We start from the raw sequence: 18,034 nt of genomic DNA on the forward strand, positions 1-18,034 counted from the left end.
CCGCGGGGACATCAGGAGATGCACGGGCCGCGCGGCGGTAGCCAACAAGGTTGTCGGTGGTCCCCGCGCTGTCGGCGCGAAGCTGTCCCCGCGGGGACAGTGACTGCATCCAGGGCCATGGCGGCGTGTCGGACCCAGCGCCGCATGTCGGAGGCGCAGGTCACAGGTCTTCTGCGCTGCCGCCACAAATGGAGGCGCGAAGCTGGTTCACTCACACCAAGCTTGGGTCGCAGCGTGCCGACAGGTCATTGGTCGGGCCGCTCCGAAACACTGTTCCTTTGGGCTGTCCCCGCGGGGACAGCGCCGCGACGAGCGGTCCGCCGGGACGTGAACTGTCGTTCGATGATCTGCCGAAGGGAAGTTTGCCAAGCGTATGAGTGAGGCTTCAGCCGAGGCTCAGGCCGTCCAGTTCTCGGCCACCCAGAAGATCCTGCACCGGGCCGTGGTTGCGCTGATCGCGCTGCAATATCTTGTCTTCGACCACATGGGCCGCCCGTTCCATGCGCTTATGGACGGTGAGCCGGGTGCTTACACCACGACCTCGATCGCACATATCGTCATCGGCTCGGGGGTGCTCATCGCAATGCTCTGGCGGTTGTCACTCAGGGTCATGCGCGGAAGCCCAAGCCACCCTGAGCAGGAGCCCGGCTGGGCGGGGTCGCTCGCGCATCTGACGCACTGGATTTTCTACGGGCTTCTGGTGTTGCTGCCGGTCATGGGTTTGTTGGCCTGGTTCGGCACGTTGGGGGAAGCGGCTGAGCTGCACGAGATCGGGACAACCATCCTTATCGGGGTGATGGTCGTGCTCCTGGTCAGTGTCTCAGTGCACCAGTTGGTGTGAAAGACCGGATTGCTGCACCGGATGACCTGACCGTCTGCGCGGGCACGTTCGCCCGGCAGGGACATGGGGAAGGGTGGCCGTATGGCAGCCGCCTCAGGACAGTGAAATGAAGTAGTCGTGGTGCTCGGTCAGGCTCTGGCTCGAACGCAGCTCGACCACCCGGTCGAGCACGTCGACGGCTTCGCGGTAGACCTCCAGCACGGCAATGCCGGGATCGATGCCCAGGGCGCTGGCGGTCTGCTCCGAGGCATTGCGCGCGCGAAGTCGTTCGTTGGCGCGCACGATGATGATCGCATAGGCCTGCTGGTAGAACACGTAGAGCGTGTTCGGCAGCGGCACCCGGTCCGCGAGCCCGGGGAACATCGTCGTGGACACGACCGAGACCTCGTAGGTGACCATCTTGCCGCCAAGGCTGCGGACACGCTCGATCTCGATCACCTCGTCGGGCCGGCCGTAGAGCGCGGCGCGTTCCGCGTCCCCGGCGGGACGGCGGCGCACGGTTTCCCGTTCGAGCTTCGGGGTGTCGAGCGTGCCGTCAGGGTTGCGCAGGCGGAAGAAGTTGAACAGCGAGCTTTCCGGCGTGCGGACCGTCACGAAGGTGCCGCGCCCCTGAGCGCGCTGCACGAGGCCCCGCTGTTCGAGTTCGATCAGCGCCTTGCGGGCGGTGCCCTGACTCACCCCGAGCTCGGCGCCAAGCTGGGTTTCGCTGGGAAGCATCGCGCCCGAGGGCAGTTCGCCCGAGGCGATGCGGTCGACGATCGTGTCGATCACGACCTGATAAAGCGGCGGCGCCATTGAGAAAAACCCCTGATGATACAAGACGGGATGTAGCACCCGGCCGGGACCGCTGACAAGGTTTATACAATAAGTCTTGTATAAGAGTAGTTATAGATGTTACGTCCCTCGGCAGGAGAGTAGCTGGGCAGAGGAGGCCAGACCTTGGGAAAACCACATCTTCTTGTGCACGACCACGAGGACAACGTCGGCGTTGTCGTGGTCGAGGGGCTGAGCGCGGGCACCGACATGCTGTGCGTGGTCACCGCGGACAATTCGGATTTCACGCTGACGGCCAAGGCCGACATCCCCATCGGGCACAAGGTCGCACTGAAGGACCTGTCCGAGGGCGACACGGTCATCAAGTACGGCGAGGACATCGGCAAGATGGTCGGTCCCGCCGAAAAGGGCGGCCACGTGCACACCCAGAACTGCAAGACGAAACGGTGGTAACGACCATGGCATTCGATTTCAGCAACATGACCGTCAACGCCTGGCGCCGCGAGAACGGCCGGGTGGGCGTGCGCAACCACGTGCTCATCCTGCCCGTGGACGACATTTCCAACGCCGCCTGCGAGGCGGTGGCCAACAACGTCAAGGGCACGCTGGCGATCCCGCATGCCTACGGCCGTCTGCAGTTCGGGGAGGACCTCGACCTGCATTTCCGCACGATGATCGGCACCGGGGCGAACCCGAACGTCGCCGCCGTGGTGGTGATCGGCATCGAGCCCGAGTGGACCCAGACCATCGTCGACGGCATCGCCGAGACCGGCAAGCCGGTGACCGGCATCTCGATCGAGCAGAAGGGCGATTTCGAGACCATCCGGCAGGCCAGCTGGAAGGCCAAGGAATACGTGCAGTGGGCGACCGAACTGCAAAAGGAAGCCTGCCCGATTTCCGACCTGTGGATCTCGACCAAATGCGGCGAGAGCGACACCACCACGGGCCTGTCGTCCTGCCCGACGGTCGGCAACATGTATGACAAGCTGCTGCCCGAAGGCATCTACGGCTGCTTCGGCGAAACCTCCGAGATCACCGGGGCCGAGCACATCTGCGTCAAGCGCGCGGCCACGAAAGAGGCGGGCGACGCCTTCATGAAGATCTTCCAGGCCTATCAGGACGAGGTGATCGAGCCCTACAAGACCTCGGACCTTTCCGACAGCCAGCCGACCAAGGGCAACATCCTCGGCGGTCTGACGACGATCGAGGAAAAGGCGCTCGGCAACCTCGAGAAGATCGGCAAGAGCTCGTCCTACATCGACGCGATGGGGCCGGCGGTCGCACCCGAGAAGGGGCCGGGGCTCTACTTCATGGACACGTCCTCGGCGGCGGCGGAATGCGTCACGCTGATGGCGGCGGCAGGCTACGTCATCCACACCTTCCCGACGGGGCAGGGCAACGTGGTCGGCAACCCGATCGTGCCGGTCATCAAGATCTCGGGCAACCCGCGCACCCTGCGCACCATGTCCGAGCATATCGACGTGGACGTGACCGGTGTGCTGACCCGCGAGATGACCATCGACGACGCTGGCGACTCGCTGATCGACATGATCGTGCGCACGGCCAACGGCCGCAACACGGCGGCAGAGGCGCTGGGGCACCGCGAGTTCTCGCTCACCAAGCTCTACCGCTCCGCCTGATCGATGAAGGTCGTCGTTTCCGAATTCATCGACGAGGCCGCGCTCGAGCGCTTCGGGCCGGAGGTCGAGCTGACCTACGACCCGGGGCTGGTCGACGACCGGGAGGCGCTGTTCGCGGCGCTTTCCGGGGCCGACGCGCTGATCGTGCGCAACCGCACCCAGGTCGACCGGGCGCTGCTCGAGGCGGGCAGGGGGCTTCGTGTCGTGGGCCGGCTTGGCGTCGGCCTCGACAACATCGACCTCGACGCCTGCCGCGAGCAGGGCGTCGTGGTGCATCCGGCCACCGGGGCGAACACGCTGTCGGTGGCGGAATACGTGATCACGGTCACGCTGAGCCTGCTGCGCGGGGCCTATGCCTCGAACGCGGCGATGATCGCCGGCGACTGGCCGCGCAACGCGCTGATGGGGCAGGAGGCCTCGGGGCGCGTCATGGGGCTCGTGGGGTTCGGCGGCATCGCCCGCGCGGTCGCCGAGCGGGCCCGCGCCATGGGCATGGAGATCGCCGCCTACGATCCGTTCCTGTCGGACGACGATCCGGCTTGGTCGGGGGTGCGGCGCTGTGACATCGGCACGCTGCTCGGGCTGGCCGACGTGGTGTCCCTGCATGTGCCGCTGACCGCCGAGACACGCGGGCTGATCGACGCCGAGGCCATCGCGGGCATGAAGCCCGGGGCCATCGTCATCAACACGGCGCGCGGCGGCGTGGTGAACGAGACGGCGCTGGCGCAGGCACTGCGCGAGGGGCGGCTTGGCGGTGCGGCGCTCGACGTGTTCGAGACCGAGCCGCTGACCGCCGAGGCCGGCGCGCGCTTCGAAGGGCTGTCGAACCTGATCCTGACGCCGCATATCGCCGGGGTCACGCAGGAGGGCAACGTCCGGGTGAGTGCGATCACCGTGGACAACGTCAAACGGGAGCTTGCCAATGTCGCGGCCTGACACGCGGATGCCCCGGGAGGAGGCCGAGGCGCTGGTGGCGCGGGTGCTCGAGGCGAACCGGGTTTCGGCCCGGAATGCGGAAAGCGTTGCCCGGGCGCTGGTTGCGGCCGAGATCGACGGGCAGGCGGGGCACGGTTTCTCGCGCGTGGCGGCCTATGCGGCGCAGGCGCGCTCGGGCAAGGTCAGCGGCGCGGCCTGTCCGGTGGCCGAGCAGGCCGGCACCGCGCGCATCGACATCGACGCACGCAACGGCTTTGCCTTTCCGGCGGTGGACCTCGCCATCGAGAAGCTGGCGGAGCTTGTGCCGGAAACCGGGGTTGCAGTGGCGACGATCCGGCGGTCGCACCACTGCGGCCAGCTCGGCGCCCATGTCGAGCGGCTGGCCGAGCGCGGCATCGCCGCGCTGATGGTCGCCAACACGCCCAAGGCGATGGCGCCATGGGGCGGCAATGCCGCGCTGTTCGGGACCAACCCCATCGCCTTCGCGGCGCCGCGCGGGGAGGCGCGGCCGCCGCTGGTCATCGACCTGTCGTTGTCCAAGGTGGCGCGCGGCAAGGTCATGGCTGCCGCCAAGTCGGGCACACCGATCCCCGAGGGCTGGGCGCTCGACGCGGACGGCAACCCCACCACCGATCCGGAGGCGGCGCTCAAGGGCACGATGGTGCCCGCGGGCGATGCCAAGGGCGCCGCGCTGGCGCTGGTGGTCGAGATCCTCGCCGCGACGCTCACCGGGGCGAAGCATTCGAGCGAGGCGAGCTCGTTCTTCGACGCCGAGGGCGAGCCCCCCGGCGTGGGGCAGCTCATCATGGCCTTTGACACGTCGCGCGTGGCGGGCGAGGGTTTCACCCTGCGCCTGGAGGCGCTGCTTGCGGCGGTCCTGGGGCAGGAGGGCACTCGGTTGCCCGGTGAGAAACGCATCGCGGGACGGCGTGCCGTCCGCGAGGGAGAGGGCGTTCTCGTGCCGGGTCATCTGCTGGAGGAGATCGAGGCGCTCGCGGGCGTGTAAGCCCCGCACAGACGGAAATCTCATGACTCAGGGAGGAGAACCAATGAGAAGACTGACCATCCTTGCCGCGGCCTTCGCCGCGCTCACAGGCGCCGCGCAGGCGCAGGACTTTCCGCCGGGCTCGGTAGACTACGTGATCCCGTTCGGACCGGGCGGTGAATCCGACGTGACCGCACGGATGCAGCAGCCGTTCTTCAAGGACCTCTACGGCGAAGAGCTGGTGGTGTCCTACAAGCCCGGCGGCGGTGGCGCCGTGGGCTGGTCGCAGCTCAACGGCATGGCGGCCGACGGCTCGGTCATCATGGGCGTGAACCTGCCGCATATCATCGTGAAGCCCGAGCAGGGCAACGTCGGCTTCGAGACCGACGACATCACCTCGGTCTATTTCTTCCACTACACGCCCGACGCCATCGTGGTGAAGGCCGACAGCCCGTTCCAGACGCTCGACGACCTGATCGCGGCAGCCAAGGAGAACCCGCGGCAGGTGACCTTCTCGGGATCGGGCAAGGGCACGGCGAACCACCTCGTGCAGGTGAAATTCGACCAGCTCGCCGACATCGACACCACCTACGTGGCCTTCAAGGGCACCGGCGCCGCGGTGACCGCGCTGCTCGGCGGGCAGGTCTCGGCCGAGTGGGGCTATTCCACCGTGGGCGTGGCCCAGGGCGAGAAGGTGCGCCTGCTGGCCGTGGCGACCGAGGAACGCCAGCCGGCCTTCCCGGACGTGCCGACCTTCAAGGAGCTCGGCTACGACATCGTGTCGGGCGCCTATCGCGGTGTCGCGGTGCCCAGGGACGCGTCGGAGGAGACCCGTCAGCAGGTGTCGGACGCGATCGCGGCGATCAACGCCGACGAGGGCTTCCGGCAGAAGATGATCGACGGCGGCTTCGCGCTGGTCGACGTGCCCTACGGCGAGGAGATGGATGCCTTCATGGCAGAGCGGCGCGAGGAGTACATCGCCGCGGCCAAGGAAGCCGGCGTGCTGAACTGATAGCCGCGACGGGCGCCGCCCTCGGCGGTGGCGCCCGCAGCCCACGGCCGCGGGGCGGGTGCGCGATCCCGCGGAGGACAAACGGGATCCGCTCATGCTCGACTATCTCTTCGCGGCCCTGTCGCCGCTCAATATCTTTCTGGCCTTTCTCGGGGTCGCCGCGGGCACGATCATCGGCTCGATACCGGGGCTGACCGCGACCATGGCCGTGGCGGTGCTGGTGCCGGTGACCTTCGCCATGTCGCCGGAAAGCGCGCTCATCCTCCTGGGTGCGATCTACACCGGCGCGATCTACGGCGGCGCCTATGCCGCCATCCTGCTGAACACGCCGGGCACGCCCTCGGCCATCGGCACCACCTTCGACGGCTACCCGATGGCCAAGCGCGGCGACGGCGACCTCGCCGTGTCGGTGGCCTGCCTCTCATCGCTGGTGGGCGGCATCGTCGGCGCGCTGGCGCTGCTCATGCTCGCCCCGCCGCTTGCCGAGGCGGCGCTGGCCTTCGGGCCGGTCGAATACTTCTGGCTCGCCATCTTCGGCCTGTCGCTGATCGCGGCGCTGTCGACGGGCGATTTCCTCAAGGGGCTCATCGGCGCGGCCTTCGGCATCCTGATCTCCATGATCGGCATTTCCGAGACCAGTGCCGAGGTGCGCTTCACCTTCGGATCGAACACGCTGCTCGGCGGCATCGAGACCGTCTCGGCGCTGATCGGGCTCTACTGCGTGCCGGTGCTGATCGAGCTTGCCGCCCGGCCTGGCCGGCACCTCGAGGAACCGGAGAAGACCCGCGGCTTCCGACTTCCCGAAGCCATCGGCATCGTGGTGAAGGAAAAGGTCAACGTGTTGCGCAGCTCGGTGATCGGCACTCTGGTGGGTGCGCTGCCCGGGGCAGGGGGGTCCATCGCGGGGCTCGTCGCCTATTCCGAGGCCCGCCGGAACGGACGCGGAGAGCCGGCCTATGGCCAGGGCAACCCCGGCGGCATCGTCGCCACGGAGTCGGCCAACAACGCCACCGTCGGCGGCGGCTTCATCCCGACGCTGGTGCTGGGCATTCCCGGCACGCCGCCCGACGCGGTGATCCTCGGCGCGCTGCTGGTGCAGGGGGTGCGCACCGGGCCGACGCTGTTCGCGGACGGCTCGAGCATTGTCTACACCTTCATCTTCGGGCTGTTGCTCGCCACCTTCCTGATGCTGCCGGTGGGCCTGCTGATCGGGCGTTTCGCCTATCGCGCCATCGTGCAGGCGCCGAAAGCCGGGCTGGTGCCGGTGGTGGCCTTCATGACGGTGATCGGCAGCTTTGCCATCCGCAACAGCCTGGCGGATGTCGGCATCATGGTGGTGCTCGGCATCATCGGCTGGATCGCCACGCGGCGCGGCTTCGCGGTGTCGCCCATCGTGCTCGGCCTGATCCTCGGCCGCATCGCCGAGGAGGGCTTCGTGCAGAGCTGGACCATCGGCGACGCCATGGGCAACGTCTGGGGCCAGTTCTTCGGGCGGCCGCTGTCGATGGTCATCATCGCGCTGACGCTGCTGAGCTTCCTCTACCCGTTCCTGCCGCGCCTGAAGCAGATCGCCACGCGGCAGACGCCGGTCGAGATCGCCGAGAGGGTGCGGGCGACGCCGGGGGCCATCGCGCGCGACCTGCTGAGCATCGCGGTCATGGCCACCATCGCGGTTGTCGCCATCGTGCAGTGTGCGAGCCTCAACCCCGAGGCGGCGGTCTTCCCGCGCACCATCGCCATCGGCATGCTGGTGCTCTGCGGGCTCGCTGCCCTCAAAACGCTGGTCACCCGCCACGTGGTCGAGGACCGCTCGGACGGCTCGACCCCGCGGCGCATCGGCGTGCCGCTGGCGATGGCCATCGCGGTGGTGCTGGTGCCGGTCGCGGGCTTTGCCACGGCGGGCATCGTCATGGGGCTGCTGCTCATGTTATGCGCCGAACACGAGCGCCGCACTGGCCGATCATGGGCCATGCTGGCCGTGGGGGTTGCCGTGATCATCCTGATCTTCACCCTGATCTTCCGCGAAGCGCTGTCGGTGCCGTTGCCGACCGGTGCCCTGTTCTGAGGAGCCTTTTCGCCCGATGATGACCGACACGATCCGTTCCGCCCTGCGCAACCCGCTCTCGCTTTCGGTGCGGGAGCTGTGGCCCGGGCTCTTCGTCTGCGGGCTGACGGCGCTCGCGGCACAGTTCCTGTCGGATCACTACGGTGCGCCGGCGATGCTGATGGCGCTGCTCATCGGCCTGTCGCTTCACTTCCTTGTGGAGGACGGGGAGCGCTGCGTCGCGGGCATCAGCTTTTCGGCCAAGACCGTGCTGCGGCTCGGGGTGGCGCTGCTCGGCGCGCGGATCAGCTTCGAGGTCTTCGCCGGGCTCGGCTTTGGGGTGATCGGGCTGATCGTGGTGGCGCTGCTGGCGACGCTGCTGTTCGGCTGGCTCTGCGCGTCGATGCTGGGGCGGGGCTGGCGGCTGGCGATCCTGACGGCGGGGTCGGTGTCGATCTGCGGCGCATCGGCGGCGATGGCGATTGCGGCGGTGCTGCCCCGCAACGAGCTGTCCGAGCGCAACCTGAGCTTCACCGTGTTCAGCGTCACGCTGCTGAGCACGCTGGCGATGATCGTCTACCCGATCATCGCCCAGCTGCTCGGGCTCGACACCTTCGCCACCGGCGTCTTTCTCGGGGGCACGATCCACGACGTCGCGCAGGTGGTCGGCGCGGGCTTTTCCGTCTCTGACCAGGTGGGCGAGACCGCGACCACGGTCAAGCTCATCCGCGTGTCGCTGCTCGCGCCCTTCGTGCTGGTGCTGACCCTGTCGCTGCGCGCGGCAGGGGCCGAGGAACGCGCGGGCGGTGCGCGCCCGCCCATCGTGCCGGGCTTCGTGCTGGCGTTCCTCGCGCTGGCCTTCGTCAACTCGCTGGGCTGGATCCCGGAGGTCGTGCAGTCGGTGCTCTGGGCGCTGTCGAAATGGGCGATGCTGACCGCCATCGCGGCGGTCGGCATGAAGACCGAGCTGCGCCGCATCCTCGAGGTGCCGCGCCAGTCGGTGGTGCTGATCGTGCTGGAAACGCTCTTCATCGCGGGCGTGGTGCTGGGGGGCACGATGCTGCTGTCGTGAGCCCGCGGAAAAAAGGCGCGGCGGGGTAGGGGCCCCGCCGCGCCTGCGATGTTCGTGATACCTGAGCGCCGGCCGTCAGTGGCTGTGGCGCGGCATCGTCTTGTTGCCGATGTCGCGGAACTCGTCGGCGCCGTCGAGCACCATGCCCTCGGAGAACTGCCGGACGCGGTCGCGGAAGATCGCCTGCCACGGCGACTGGCTTTCCGGAACCTTGTAGCCGCCCGCCGCCTCGAGCGCGGCGCGGCGCTCGGCGATCTCGGCATCCGAGAGCTGAAGCTGCACCTCCCGGGTGTTGAGGTCGACGCGCAGCCGGTCGCCGTCGCGCAGGATGGCGAGGTTGCCGCCGTCCGCCGCCTCGGGCGAGGCATTCAGGATCGAGGCCGAGCCCGAGGTGCCCGACTGCCGTCCGTCACCGATGCACGGCAGCCCGCGGATGCCCTGCTTGATGAGGTAGGACGGCGGCCGCATGTTCACCACCTCGGCGCCACCGGGGTAGCCCTTGGGGCCGGCGCCGCGCATCACCATGATGCTGTCGGCGGTGATGTTCAGCGCCGGGTCGTCGATGCGCTTGTGGAAGTCCTCGGGGCCGTCGAACACGAAGGCAGGCCCCTCGAAGGCCATCGGGTCCTCGGGGTTCGACAGGTAGCGGCTGCGGAAGTCGTCGGTGATGACCGAGGTCTTCATGATCGCGGTGTCGAAGAGGTTGCCGTGCATGTTGAGGAAGCCGGCCTCGGGGGTCAGCGCGCGGTCGAGCGGGCGCACCACGTCGTCGTTCTCGCAGGGCGCATCGGCGTAGAGCGTGCCGAAGGCCTCGCCGGTCACGGTGATCGCGTCCTCGTGCGGGATCAGGCCGCCGCGCAGCAGCTCGGCCACCACCGCGGGAAGACCACCGGCAAGGTGGAAGTCTTCCGACAGGTATTCGCCCGCCGGCTGCACGTTGGCCAGCAGCGGCACCTTGTAGCCGTGGGTTTCCCAGTCGGCGTTGCTGACCTCGATGCCGAGGTGCTTGGCGATGGCCACGAGGTGGATCGGCGCATTGGTCGAGCCGCCGATGGCGGAGTTGACCACGATGGCGTTCTCGAAGGCCTCGCGGGTCATGATGTCCGAGGGCTTGAGATCCTCGTGCACCATCTCGACGATGCGGTTGCCGGTGTAATAGGCCATCTGCCCGCGCTCGCGGTAGGGCGCCGGGATCGACGCCGAGCCCGGAAGCTGCATGCCCAGCACCTCGGCCAGCGAGTTCATGGTCGAGGCGGTGCCCATCGTGTTGCAGTAGCCCACCGAGGGCGCCGAGGCGGCGGCCATGTTGAGGAAGCCCTCGCCGTCGATCTCGCCGGCGGCGTATTTCTCGCGTGCCTTCCAGATCACCGCGCCGGAGCCGGCGCGCTCGCCCTTGTGCCAGCCGTTCAGCATCGGGCCGACCGAAAAGGCGATGGCGGGGATGTTGACCGTCGCCGCCGCCATCAGCAGCGCCGGTGTGGTCTTGTCGCAGCCGATGGTCAGCACCACGCCGTCGATGGGATAGCCGAAGAGGCTTTCCACCAGGCTCAGGTAGGCGAGGTTGCGGTCGAGCATCGCGGTCGGCCGCTTGCCGGTCTCCTGGATCGGGTGGACCGGGATCTCGAGCGGGATGCCGCCCGCCGCGCGGATGCCGTCACGGGTGCGCTTGGCAAGCTCGACGTGGTGGCGGTTGCAGGGCGACAGGTCGCTGCCGGTCTGCGCGATGCCGATGATCGGCTTGCCCGAGCGCAGCTCCTCGAGCGTGAGCCCGTAGTTGAGGTAGCGCTCGAGGTAGAGGGCGGTCATCTCCGGGTCGCCGAGGTCGTTGAACCAGCTTTCCGAACGGAGCGTCTTGCGAGGGGTATCGGTCATGGTGTTCTCCGGGGCGTTAATGGCCGGTGATACCGGGGAAGATGATCAGGATCGCCACGGCGAGCACCTGCATCGCGATGAACGGCAGCAGCGACTTGAAGATGTCTCCGAGCGAGATGTCCGGCGGTGCCACCGACTTCAGGTAGAAGGCGGCCGGGCCGAAAGGCGGCGACAGGAAGCTGACCTGCATGTTCATCGCGAAGACGACGCCGAACCAGACCGGGTCGAAGCCCATCTTGACGACGATCGGCACGAAGATCGGCATGCAGAGCAGGGCGATGCCCACCCAGTCGAGGAACATGCCGAGCACGAAGAGGATCGCCATCATGAACAGGATCACGACGGTCGGATTGTCCGAGATGCCGGTGATCAGGTTCGACACGAAGTTGATGCCGCCCATCAGGTTGAACACGCCGACGAGGGCCGAGGCGCCGATGCCGATCCAGACGATCATGCCGACGGTGCGCAGGGTCTGCTTGGCCGCACCGACCAGAAGCTCGACGGTCAGCTCGCCCCGGATCAGGGTCGAGAGCGTGACGCCGATCACGCCGATGGCCGAGGCCTCGGTCACCGAGGCGATGCCGCCGTAGATCGAGCCCAGCACGAAGATCACCACGAGGATCGGCAGGAAGAGGCCCTTGAGCAGGCGCAGCTTCTCGCCGCGGGTCATGTCCTCGGGCTCGGCCACGGGGGCGAGCGCCGGGTTCAGGTAGGCCCGGATCAGGATGTAGGCGGCGTAGAAGCCGGCGAGCATGAGGCCCGGCAGGAAGGCGGCCGAGAAGAGGTCGCCGACCGAGACGTTCGCGGTCAGGCCGTAGATGATGAGAACGATGGACGGGGGCACCATGGTGCCGAGCGCGCCGCCCGCGCAGCACACGCCGATGGCGAGGTTGCGGTCGTAGCCGAGGCGCAGCATCTGCGGCAGCGCCAGCAGGCCGAGCAGGATGACCTCGCCGCCGATGATGCCGGACATGGCCGCGAGCACCACCGCGACGAGCAGCGTCTGGATCGCGACGCCGCCACGGATGCGGCCGGCGAGCACCTTCATGGCGTCGAACAGGTCGCGGGCGATGCCGGAGCGGTCGAGGATCGCCGCCATCAGCACGAACATCGGCACCGAGACGAAGACGAAGCTGTTGACGAAGCTGAAGATCCGCGAGGTGATCAGCGGCACGGCCATCGGGCCGAACCAGCCGAGTGCGAAGATCAGCGCGACGAGAAGCGTGACGAAGGCGAGCGGCATGCCGGTGAGCAAGAGCACCATCAGCATCACGAACATCGCGAGGGTCGCGCCGCCGATGCCGAGCGCCTGGAGATCGGGGAGAAAGTCCATCAGTGCTGGCCCTTCCTGCGCAGGTGGTTGATCGTGAAGATCGCGAACTGGATCGCCAGCAGCACAAGGATCACGAAGAGGAAGACCTTGAGGATGCCGGGGTAGGGCGGGTTCCATGCCGAGCCCGAGGTCTCGAGCCGGAAATCGCCCTGCGGCGTCCAGGCGGCGCGCTCGACGCTGAGCCAGGCAGCCCAGGCGAAGAACACCGAGGCCACGAAGCAGGCGAGCGAGATCGCAACGTCGAAGGCGCGTTTCATGCCGGACGTCAGGTTGTCGTAGAACAGGACGACGCGGATGTGCTTGTCGATCGCGGCGACGTACAGCCCGCCGAAGACGAAGGCGATGGCGCTGAGGAAGACGACGGTCTCATGGACCCATCTCGTCGGCGCGTCGAAGACGTAGCGCATCACCACCTCGTAGAACAGCAGTCCCGCCGAGAGCAGGATGCCGATGGCGAAGAGGATGCCGATGGCGTTGACGGCGCGTCCGAACATGCCGGCCTCGGGGACCGGTTCGGGGGTCTTGTTGTGCGTCGCGAGTGTTTCGTCGATGGCGTCGGTCATGGCGAGCGCTGCCTCCGGACTGGAAAAGAAGAACCCCCGGCCAGAAGCCGGGGGCAATGCAGGGACCGAAGAGGATTACTCCTCGGCCATCAGGCCCTTGTCGACCAGGTAGGTCGTGAGGGTATCGTAGACCTTCTGCGAGTTCTCCGATGCCTCGGCGGCCTTTTCCCACTGGCTGCGGGCGATGGCGCGGAACTTGGCGCGCTCTTCGTCGGACCAGTCGTGGATGGTGATCTCGCCGCTTTCGCGTGCCTCTTCGGCCGCTTCCATGTCACGCTCGTGCACGGTCTCGGACTGGTAGACGGCGAATTCCTTCACCGACTCCTCGAGAGCGGCCTGCAGTTCCTCGGGCAGCGCGTCCCACTTCGCCTTGTTCATCGACACCTCGATGAGCGGCATGGAGTGGAAGCCCGGGTAGACCGGGTGCTGTGCGACGTCGTGCAGGCCCTGGGCCGCGTTGGTCGAGAAGGTGTTGTAGTCGGCCGCGTCGATCACGCCCTTGTCGAGCGAGGTGAAGACCTCGGAGCCGGGCAGGTTCACCGGAGCGGCGCCCGCGGCGGCGAAGACGTTCTGCACCATGCCCTCGGGGGCGCGCAGCTTCAGGCCCTCGAGATCGTCGACACCGTCAAGCGGAACCTTCGAGACGAACGCCTCGAGGCCGGGGGTGGTGGCGCCGATGAAGTGCAGGCCGTAGGGCTCGAGCATCTCGTTCATCAGTTCCTTGCCGCCGCCGTTCTCCATGAAGTCGAACATCTGGCTCGGGTCGGACCATGCGCCGACCGGGTTCGCGATCAGGCCGAAGGCCGGGTCCTTGCCCGAGGCATAGGAGGTGTCGGTGAAGTGACCGTCGATGATGCCGGCGGCCACCGCGTCGAGGGTCTCGCTGTGCGCGACGATGGTCTCGACCGGCAGCATCTCGATCGCGATCTGGCCGTCGGTCTTTTCCGAGACCATCTCGGCCCACTCCTTCTGGAGCATGAAGTTGGTGTTGCCGGCCGGGTCGGAGGACTGGAAGCGGAAGCTGTAGTCCTGCGCCTGCGCGGTGCCGGCCATCGCGAGCACGACGGCGGTCCCAAGGAACAGGTTGCGGCGAGTCAGGGTCGTCATAGAGGGCTCCTCCCTTTGGTCTGAACTGGCCGCGGCTCGGGATTTCTCCCCGGGCCGCGAGTCGGATGCAAGGTATGATACAAGAAATGACAGCGCAATCATTTTATCTGTCATTTTTTTCTGCCATGTTCGAACGGGGGAGCAACCGCCCGGAGGAGCGCCCGCAGACGGCGGTTACCCAACGGAAATGACAATGGCATCTTGCCGTTTTTCTTGAATAATCATCTGGTCTGGGCAAGAATGCCGGGACCTGGAAGGACCCGAAGACCCGCATGGCACGCAAGACGAAACCGACCTCCGACCGGCCCACATTGGTGGATGTGGCCCGCGAAGCGGGTGTTAGCGCGATCACGGTATCACGCACGATCCGCTCGCCCGAGATCGTCTCGGAACGCGCCCGCCAGAAGGTCGAGGAAGCGATCCGCAGGCTGGGCTATACCCCCGATCCGGCGGCCTCGGCGCTGGCCTCGCGCAGCACCTCGACCATCGGGCTGCTGGTGCCCTCGCTGACCAACAACGTGTTCTCGGACGTGCTGCGCGGCGTCTACGAGGGCGTCGCCGGCACGCGCTACTTCGTGCAGATCGGCAACTACCGCTACAGCGCGCTCGAGGAAGAGGGGCTGATCCGGAACTTCCTCAGCCAGCGGCCGGCTGGGCTCATCGTGTCGTCGATGGACCAGACCCCGGCGGGGCGGAAGCTGCTCGAAACGGCCGCGTGCCCCGTGGTGCAGATCATGGAAACGAGCGACGACGCGGTCGACATGAGCGTCGGCTTCGACCAGCTCGCCGGCGTGCGCGTGGCGGCACAGCATCTTCTGGACTGCGGGTTCCGGCGGCCCGGCTTCCTGAGCGCGCGGATGGACCCGCGCGCTCAGCGACGGCTGGGGGCGTTCCGCGATTTCGCCGCCGAGGCCGGCGTGCTGGACGAAAACCGGATCATCACCACGCCGCAGCCCTCGTCGGTTGGCCTCGGGGGGCATCTGCTCGAGCAGCTTCTGGCGCGGATGCCCGACACCGACTCCGTTCTGTGCAACAACGACGACCTTGCCGTCGGGGCGCTGATGGAAGCCACCCGGCGCAATATCGCGGTCCCCGGCGAGCTTGGCATTTGCAGCTACAACGACATCGAGATGTCGCGCCACATGGTGCCGGCGCTCACCGCCGTCGCCACCCCGCGCCATGCCATCGGGCGGCGCGCCATCGACATGCTGCTGGCCGAGATCGCCAAGCCGAACTCGGTCACCGAGCGGCATGTCGACCTGGGCTACGAACTGATGGTGCGGGAGACGACCTGCCGCAAGGCCTGATGTCTCACTATGTGGGCGCATGAATCATTATTTGACACATACTGCGCCCTCTCGCTATTTGCGGGCAAGACCGGGGGCCATCCGCCCGGCGCGAGACGGAGCGGCAGATGCCAGAGGACAAGGCGCAACGTGGCACCCAGACGCTGAGTCGCGGGCTCGAGGTCCTGCGCCTCGTCGGGGCCGGCACCACCGGCGCATCCGGCATCGCCGCCGCGCTCGAGGTGCCGCGCAGCACGGCGCAGCGCTTGCTGGCAAGCCTCGTCGCGGAGGGCTGTCTCTACAGGCTGCCGGGGCAGGGCTACGTTCTGGGGCCCGAGCTCATCCACCTTGGTGCGCGGGCGCGGGCGCAGCAGCCGGTGCTTGCGGTGGCCTCCCCGGCGCTGCGGCGGCTGGCAGAGGCGACCGGCGACACGGTGCATCTTGGCGTGCCGGACGGCGACGAGGTGCTCTACCTCGACAAGATCGACGGCACGCGCGGCCTCGAGATGCGCTCGCGGCCCGGTCAGCGCATGCCGCTCGCCTTCACCGGGCTCGGCAAGGCGATGCTGGCCGACCATGACGAGCCGTCGCTGCGGGCGCTCTACGAGCGGGGCGCCGATGCGCAGGCGGCACGGCCCGACCGGGTGCCGCCGCGCCCGTGGGAGGCGTTCCGCGATGACATCGCGGCGGTGCGGGGGCGGGGCCACAGCCTCGACCTCGAAGAGAACGAGCGCGGCATCCGCTGCATCGGCGCGCCGGTGCGCGACGTCGAGGGCCGGATCGTCGCCGGGCTGAGCGTGGCCTCGGCCGCGCCCTTCATGCCCGACGAGCGCATGGCCCGGCTGGCGCCGCTGGTGGTGGCCCACGCGCAGGAGATTTCCCGAGAGCTGGGTTGGAGGCCCGACGATGACTGACGAGCAAACCGCGCTGATCGCGCTGGACTGGGGCACCTCGAGCCTGCGCGCCTTCCGCATGTCGCGGGCGGGCAGGGTGCTCGAGACCCGCGCCTCGGCGCATGGCATCCAGCACCTGCCGGAACCGGGCGTGCCGGGGTTCGAGGCGGCCTTTGCCGCGATCTGCGGCGACTGGCTGGAGGCGGCGCCGGTGCCGGTGGTTGCGGGTGGCATGGTCGGCAGCGCGCAGGGCTGGTGCGAGGTGCCCTACCTGCGGTGCCCCGCGCCGATCGACGCGCTGCCGGGGGCTGCGGCACGAGTGCGCGCTGCGAACGGTCACGAGATCCTGCTGGCCCCGGGGCTGCTGTTCGATCCCGAGGGCGGCACCCCGGACGTGATGCGCGGCGAGGAGATCCAGATCGCCGGCGCCATCGCCGGGCGCGCCGACTGGCAGGCGGCGGCAACGCTGGTGCTGCCGGGAACGCATTCGAAATGGGCGCAGGTCGCCGACAACACCGTCACCGGCTTTGCCACCTACATGACCGGCGAGATCTTCGCGGTGATGCGCGGCCACTCGATCCTCGGGCGGCTGATGACCGACGATCCGGTGCCCGACGAGGCGCGCGCGGCGGCCTTCGCGCAAGGCGTGGCGCTGGCCTCGGAGGCCGGGCCGGGCGACCTGACGCGGCAGCTCTTCAGCACGCGCACGCTGGGACTGACCGGCAAGCTGCCGGGCGGCGCGCTGGCCGACTACTGCTCGGGGTTGCTCATCGGGCACGAGATCGTCTCGGGGCTGGCCGCGCATGGCGACGGCCCGGTGATCCTCGTCGGCAGCGCCGAGCTCTGCCGCCGCTACGCCACGGCGCTGCACCAGCTGTCCGGCCGCGACCCCGCGGCACGGATCGAGAACCCGGCCCCCGCCGGCCTCTTCCGGCTCGCCTGCGACGCCGGCCTGATTTCCCCCGACACCGGAGTCCATCCATGACCGATACCGACCGTTCCACCCGTCTCGAGGCCGCCTGCACCGCGCTGCCGCTCGTCGCCATCCTGCGCGGCCTGCGCCCGGAGGAGTCGGTGGAGATCGCGCAGACGCTCTACGACGCGGGCTTCCGGCTCATCGAGATCCCGCTGAACTCGCCCGAGCCCTTCGACAGCATCGCCCGCGTGCGCGCCGCGCTGCCCGCCGATGCGCTGATCGGTGCAGGCACCGTGACCACGCTCGACGCCGTGGCGCGGCTCGACGAGATCGGCGCCGACCTCGTGGTCATGCCACATGCCGACACCGCGGTGATCGCGCAGGCCAAGGCGGCGGGGATGATCTGCATTCCGGGCATCGCCACCCCGACCGAGGCCTATGCCGCGCTGCACGCGGGCGCCGACGCGCTCAAGGTGTTCCCGGCCGAGCTGGTGGACGCGAAGGTGGTCAAGGCGATCCGGACGATCCTGCCCGTCGGCACACGGTTGTTCCCGGTGGGTGGCATCGCGCCCGACACGATGACGGATTTCCTTGCCGCCGGGGCGGCGGGCTTCGGACTGGGCAGCGCGCTCTACAAGCCGGGCGACGACGCCGCGACCGTTGCGGCGAAGGCCGGCGCCTTTACAAAGGCTTGGGCGCGCGAGGCGGGCTGACCGCCGCGCCGTGACCTTCCGACCGGGCGGGCAGAGGCCGCGCCCGG

At 68.3% G+C, this 18,034-nt stretch carries 17 protein-coding genes; 12 read left to right on the top strand and 5 right to left on the bottom strand.

Annotated elements, in window-relative coordinates; translation table 11 throughout:
* The first annotated feature begins 373 nt into the window (after positions 1-373).
* Complete coding sequence (locus tag D6860_RS10345) at positions 374-841, top strand: cytochrome b (RefSeq protein ID WP_017468030.1); 468 nt, start codon at positions 374-376, stop codon at positions 839-841.
* Between the two features lie 93 nt (positions 842-934).
* Here the strand turns inward: D6860_RS10345 and D6860_RS10350 are convergent, their stop codons facing one another.
* A complete protein-coding gene (locus D6860_RS10350; RefSeq protein ID WP_017468031.1) occupies positions 935-1,636 on the bottom strand; it encodes a GntR family transcriptional regulator in 702 nt (233 codons plus the stop codon).
* Positions 1,637-1,780: 144 nt separating this feature from the next.
* Here D6860_RS10350 and D6860_RS10355 point away from each other — a divergent pair, with 144 nt between their 5' ends.
* The 7 genes from D6860_RS10355 to D6860_RS10385 all read left to right on the top strand — a co-directional run bounded on the left by D6860_RS10355 (position 1,781) and on the right by D6860_RS10385 (position 9,304).
* Positions 1,781-2,068 (top strand): UxaA family hydrolase, encoded by a 288-nt coding sequence (locus tag D6860_RS10355; RefSeq protein ID WP_076624283.1) that lies wholly within the window; start codon positions 1,781-1,783, stop codon positions 2,066-2,068.
* A 5-nt stretch (positions 2,069-2,073) separates the two neighbouring features.
* The gene (locus D6860_RS10360; RefSeq protein ID WP_076624282.1) at positions 2,074-3,255 is read left to right on the top strand and encodes a UxaA family hydrolase; all 1,182 of its coding nucleotides are present in this window, start codon (positions 2,074-2,076) and stop codon (positions 3,253-3,255) included.
* 3 nt (positions 3,256-3,258) lie between these two features.
* Positions 3,259-4,191: a hydroxyacid dehydrogenase gene (locus D6860_RS10365; RefSeq protein ID WP_076624281.1), complete on the top strand. Its 933-nt coding sequence runs from the start codon at positions 3,259-3,261 to the stop codon at positions 4,189-4,191.
* A complete protein-coding gene (locus D6860_RS10370) occupies positions 4,178-5,197 on the top strand; it encodes an Ldh family oxidoreductase (protein ID WP_076624280.1) in 1,020 nt (339 codons plus the stop codon). Before D6860_RS10365 ends, D6860_RS10370 begins: the two co-directional genes overlap by 14 nt.
* A gap of 43 nt (positions 5,198-5,240) precedes the next feature.
* Positions 5,241-6,188, top strand: a complete 948-nt coding sequence (locus D6860_RS10375; RefSeq protein ID WP_076624279.1) for a tripartite tricarboxylate transporter substrate binding protein — start codon at positions 5,241-5,243, stop codon at positions 6,186-6,188.
* Positions 6,189-6,282: 94 nt separating this feature from the next.
* A complete protein-coding gene (locus D6860_RS10380; RefSeq protein WP_076624278.1) occupies positions 6,283-8,253 on the top strand; it encodes a tripartite tricarboxylate transporter permease in 1,971 nt (656 codons plus the stop codon).
* Between the two features lie 16 nt (positions 8,254-8,269).
* Entirely contained in the window at positions 8,270-9,304 is a 1,035-nt protein-coding gene (locus D6860_RS10385) for a YeiH family protein (RefSeq protein WP_076624277.1), read from the top strand.
* A gap of 75 nt (positions 9,305-9,379) precedes the next feature.
* On the opposite strand, the gene D6860_RS10390 is transcribed toward D6860_RS10385, so the two are convergent.
* The 4 genes from D6860_RS10390 to D6860_RS10405 form a co-directional block, all read right to left on the bottom strand.
* Positions 9,380-11,176 (bottom strand): IlvD/Edd family dehydratase, encoded by a 1,797-nt coding sequence (locus D6860_RS10390; RefSeq protein ID WP_076624276.1) that lies wholly within the window; start codon positions 11,174-11,176, stop codon positions 9,380-9,382.
* Positions 11,177-11,192: 16 nt separating this feature from the next.
* Positions 11,193-12,509 carry a TRAP transporter large permease gene (locus D6860_RS10395; protein WP_076624275.1) on the bottom strand — a complete coding sequence of 439 codons (1,317 nt, stop codon included), beginning with the start codon at positions 12,507-12,509 and terminating at the stop codon, positions 11,193-11,195.
* Positions 12,509-13,072, bottom strand: a complete 564-nt coding sequence (locus tag D6860_RS10400; protein ID WP_076624274.1) for a TRAP transporter small permease subunit — start codon at positions 13,070-13,072, stop codon at positions 12,509-12,511. The genes D6860_RS10395 and D6860_RS10400 overlap by 1 nt, the downstream gene beginning before the upstream one ends.
* A gap of 75 nt (positions 13,073-13,147) precedes the next feature.
* On the bottom strand, positions 13,148-14,179 hold the full coding sequence (locus D6860_RS10405; RefSeq protein WP_017468497.1) for a TRAP transporter substrate-binding protein: 1,032 nt from the start codon (positions 14,177-14,179) through the stop codon (positions 13,148-13,150).
* A 272-nt stretch (positions 14,180-14,451) separates the two neighbouring features.
* Here D6860_RS10405 and D6860_RS10410 point away from each other — a divergent pair, with 272 nt between their 5' ends.
* The 4 genes from D6860_RS10410 (at position 14,452) to D6860_RS10425 (ending at position 17,987) form a co-directional block, all read left to right on the top strand.
* On the top strand, positions 14,452-15,486 hold the full coding sequence (locus tag D6860_RS10410) for an HTH-type transcriptional regulator GntR (RefSeq protein WP_076624273.1): 1,035 nt from the start codon (positions 14,452-14,454) through the stop codon (positions 15,484-15,486).
* A gap of 107 nt (positions 15,487-15,593) precedes the next feature.
* Positions 15,594-16,379: an IclR family transcriptional regulator gene (locus tag D6860_RS10415; RefSeq protein ID WP_076624272.1), complete on the top strand. Its 786-nt coding sequence runs from the start codon at positions 15,594-15,596 to the stop codon at positions 16,377-16,379.
* Entirely contained in the window at positions 16,372-17,343 is a 972-nt protein-coding gene (locus tag D6860_RS10420; RefSeq protein ID WP_076624271.1) for a 2-dehydro-3-deoxygalactonokinase, read from the top strand. Before D6860_RS10415 ends, D6860_RS10420 begins: the two co-directional genes overlap by 8 nt.
* A complete protein-coding gene (locus tag D6860_RS10425; RefSeq protein ID WP_076624270.1) occupies positions 17,340-17,987 on the top strand; it encodes a 2-dehydro-3-deoxy-6-phosphogalactonate aldolase in 648 nt (215 codons plus the stop codon). Before D6860_RS10420 ends, D6860_RS10425 begins: the two co-directional genes overlap by 4 nt.
* The last annotated feature ends 47 nt before the right edge of the window (positions 17,988-18,034 follow it).

The organism is Salipiger sp. D13, from assembly GCF_003703915.1.
Lineage (GTDB): Bacteria > Pseudomonadota > Alphaproteobacteria > Rhodobacterales > Rhodobacteraceae > Salipiger > Salipiger profundus.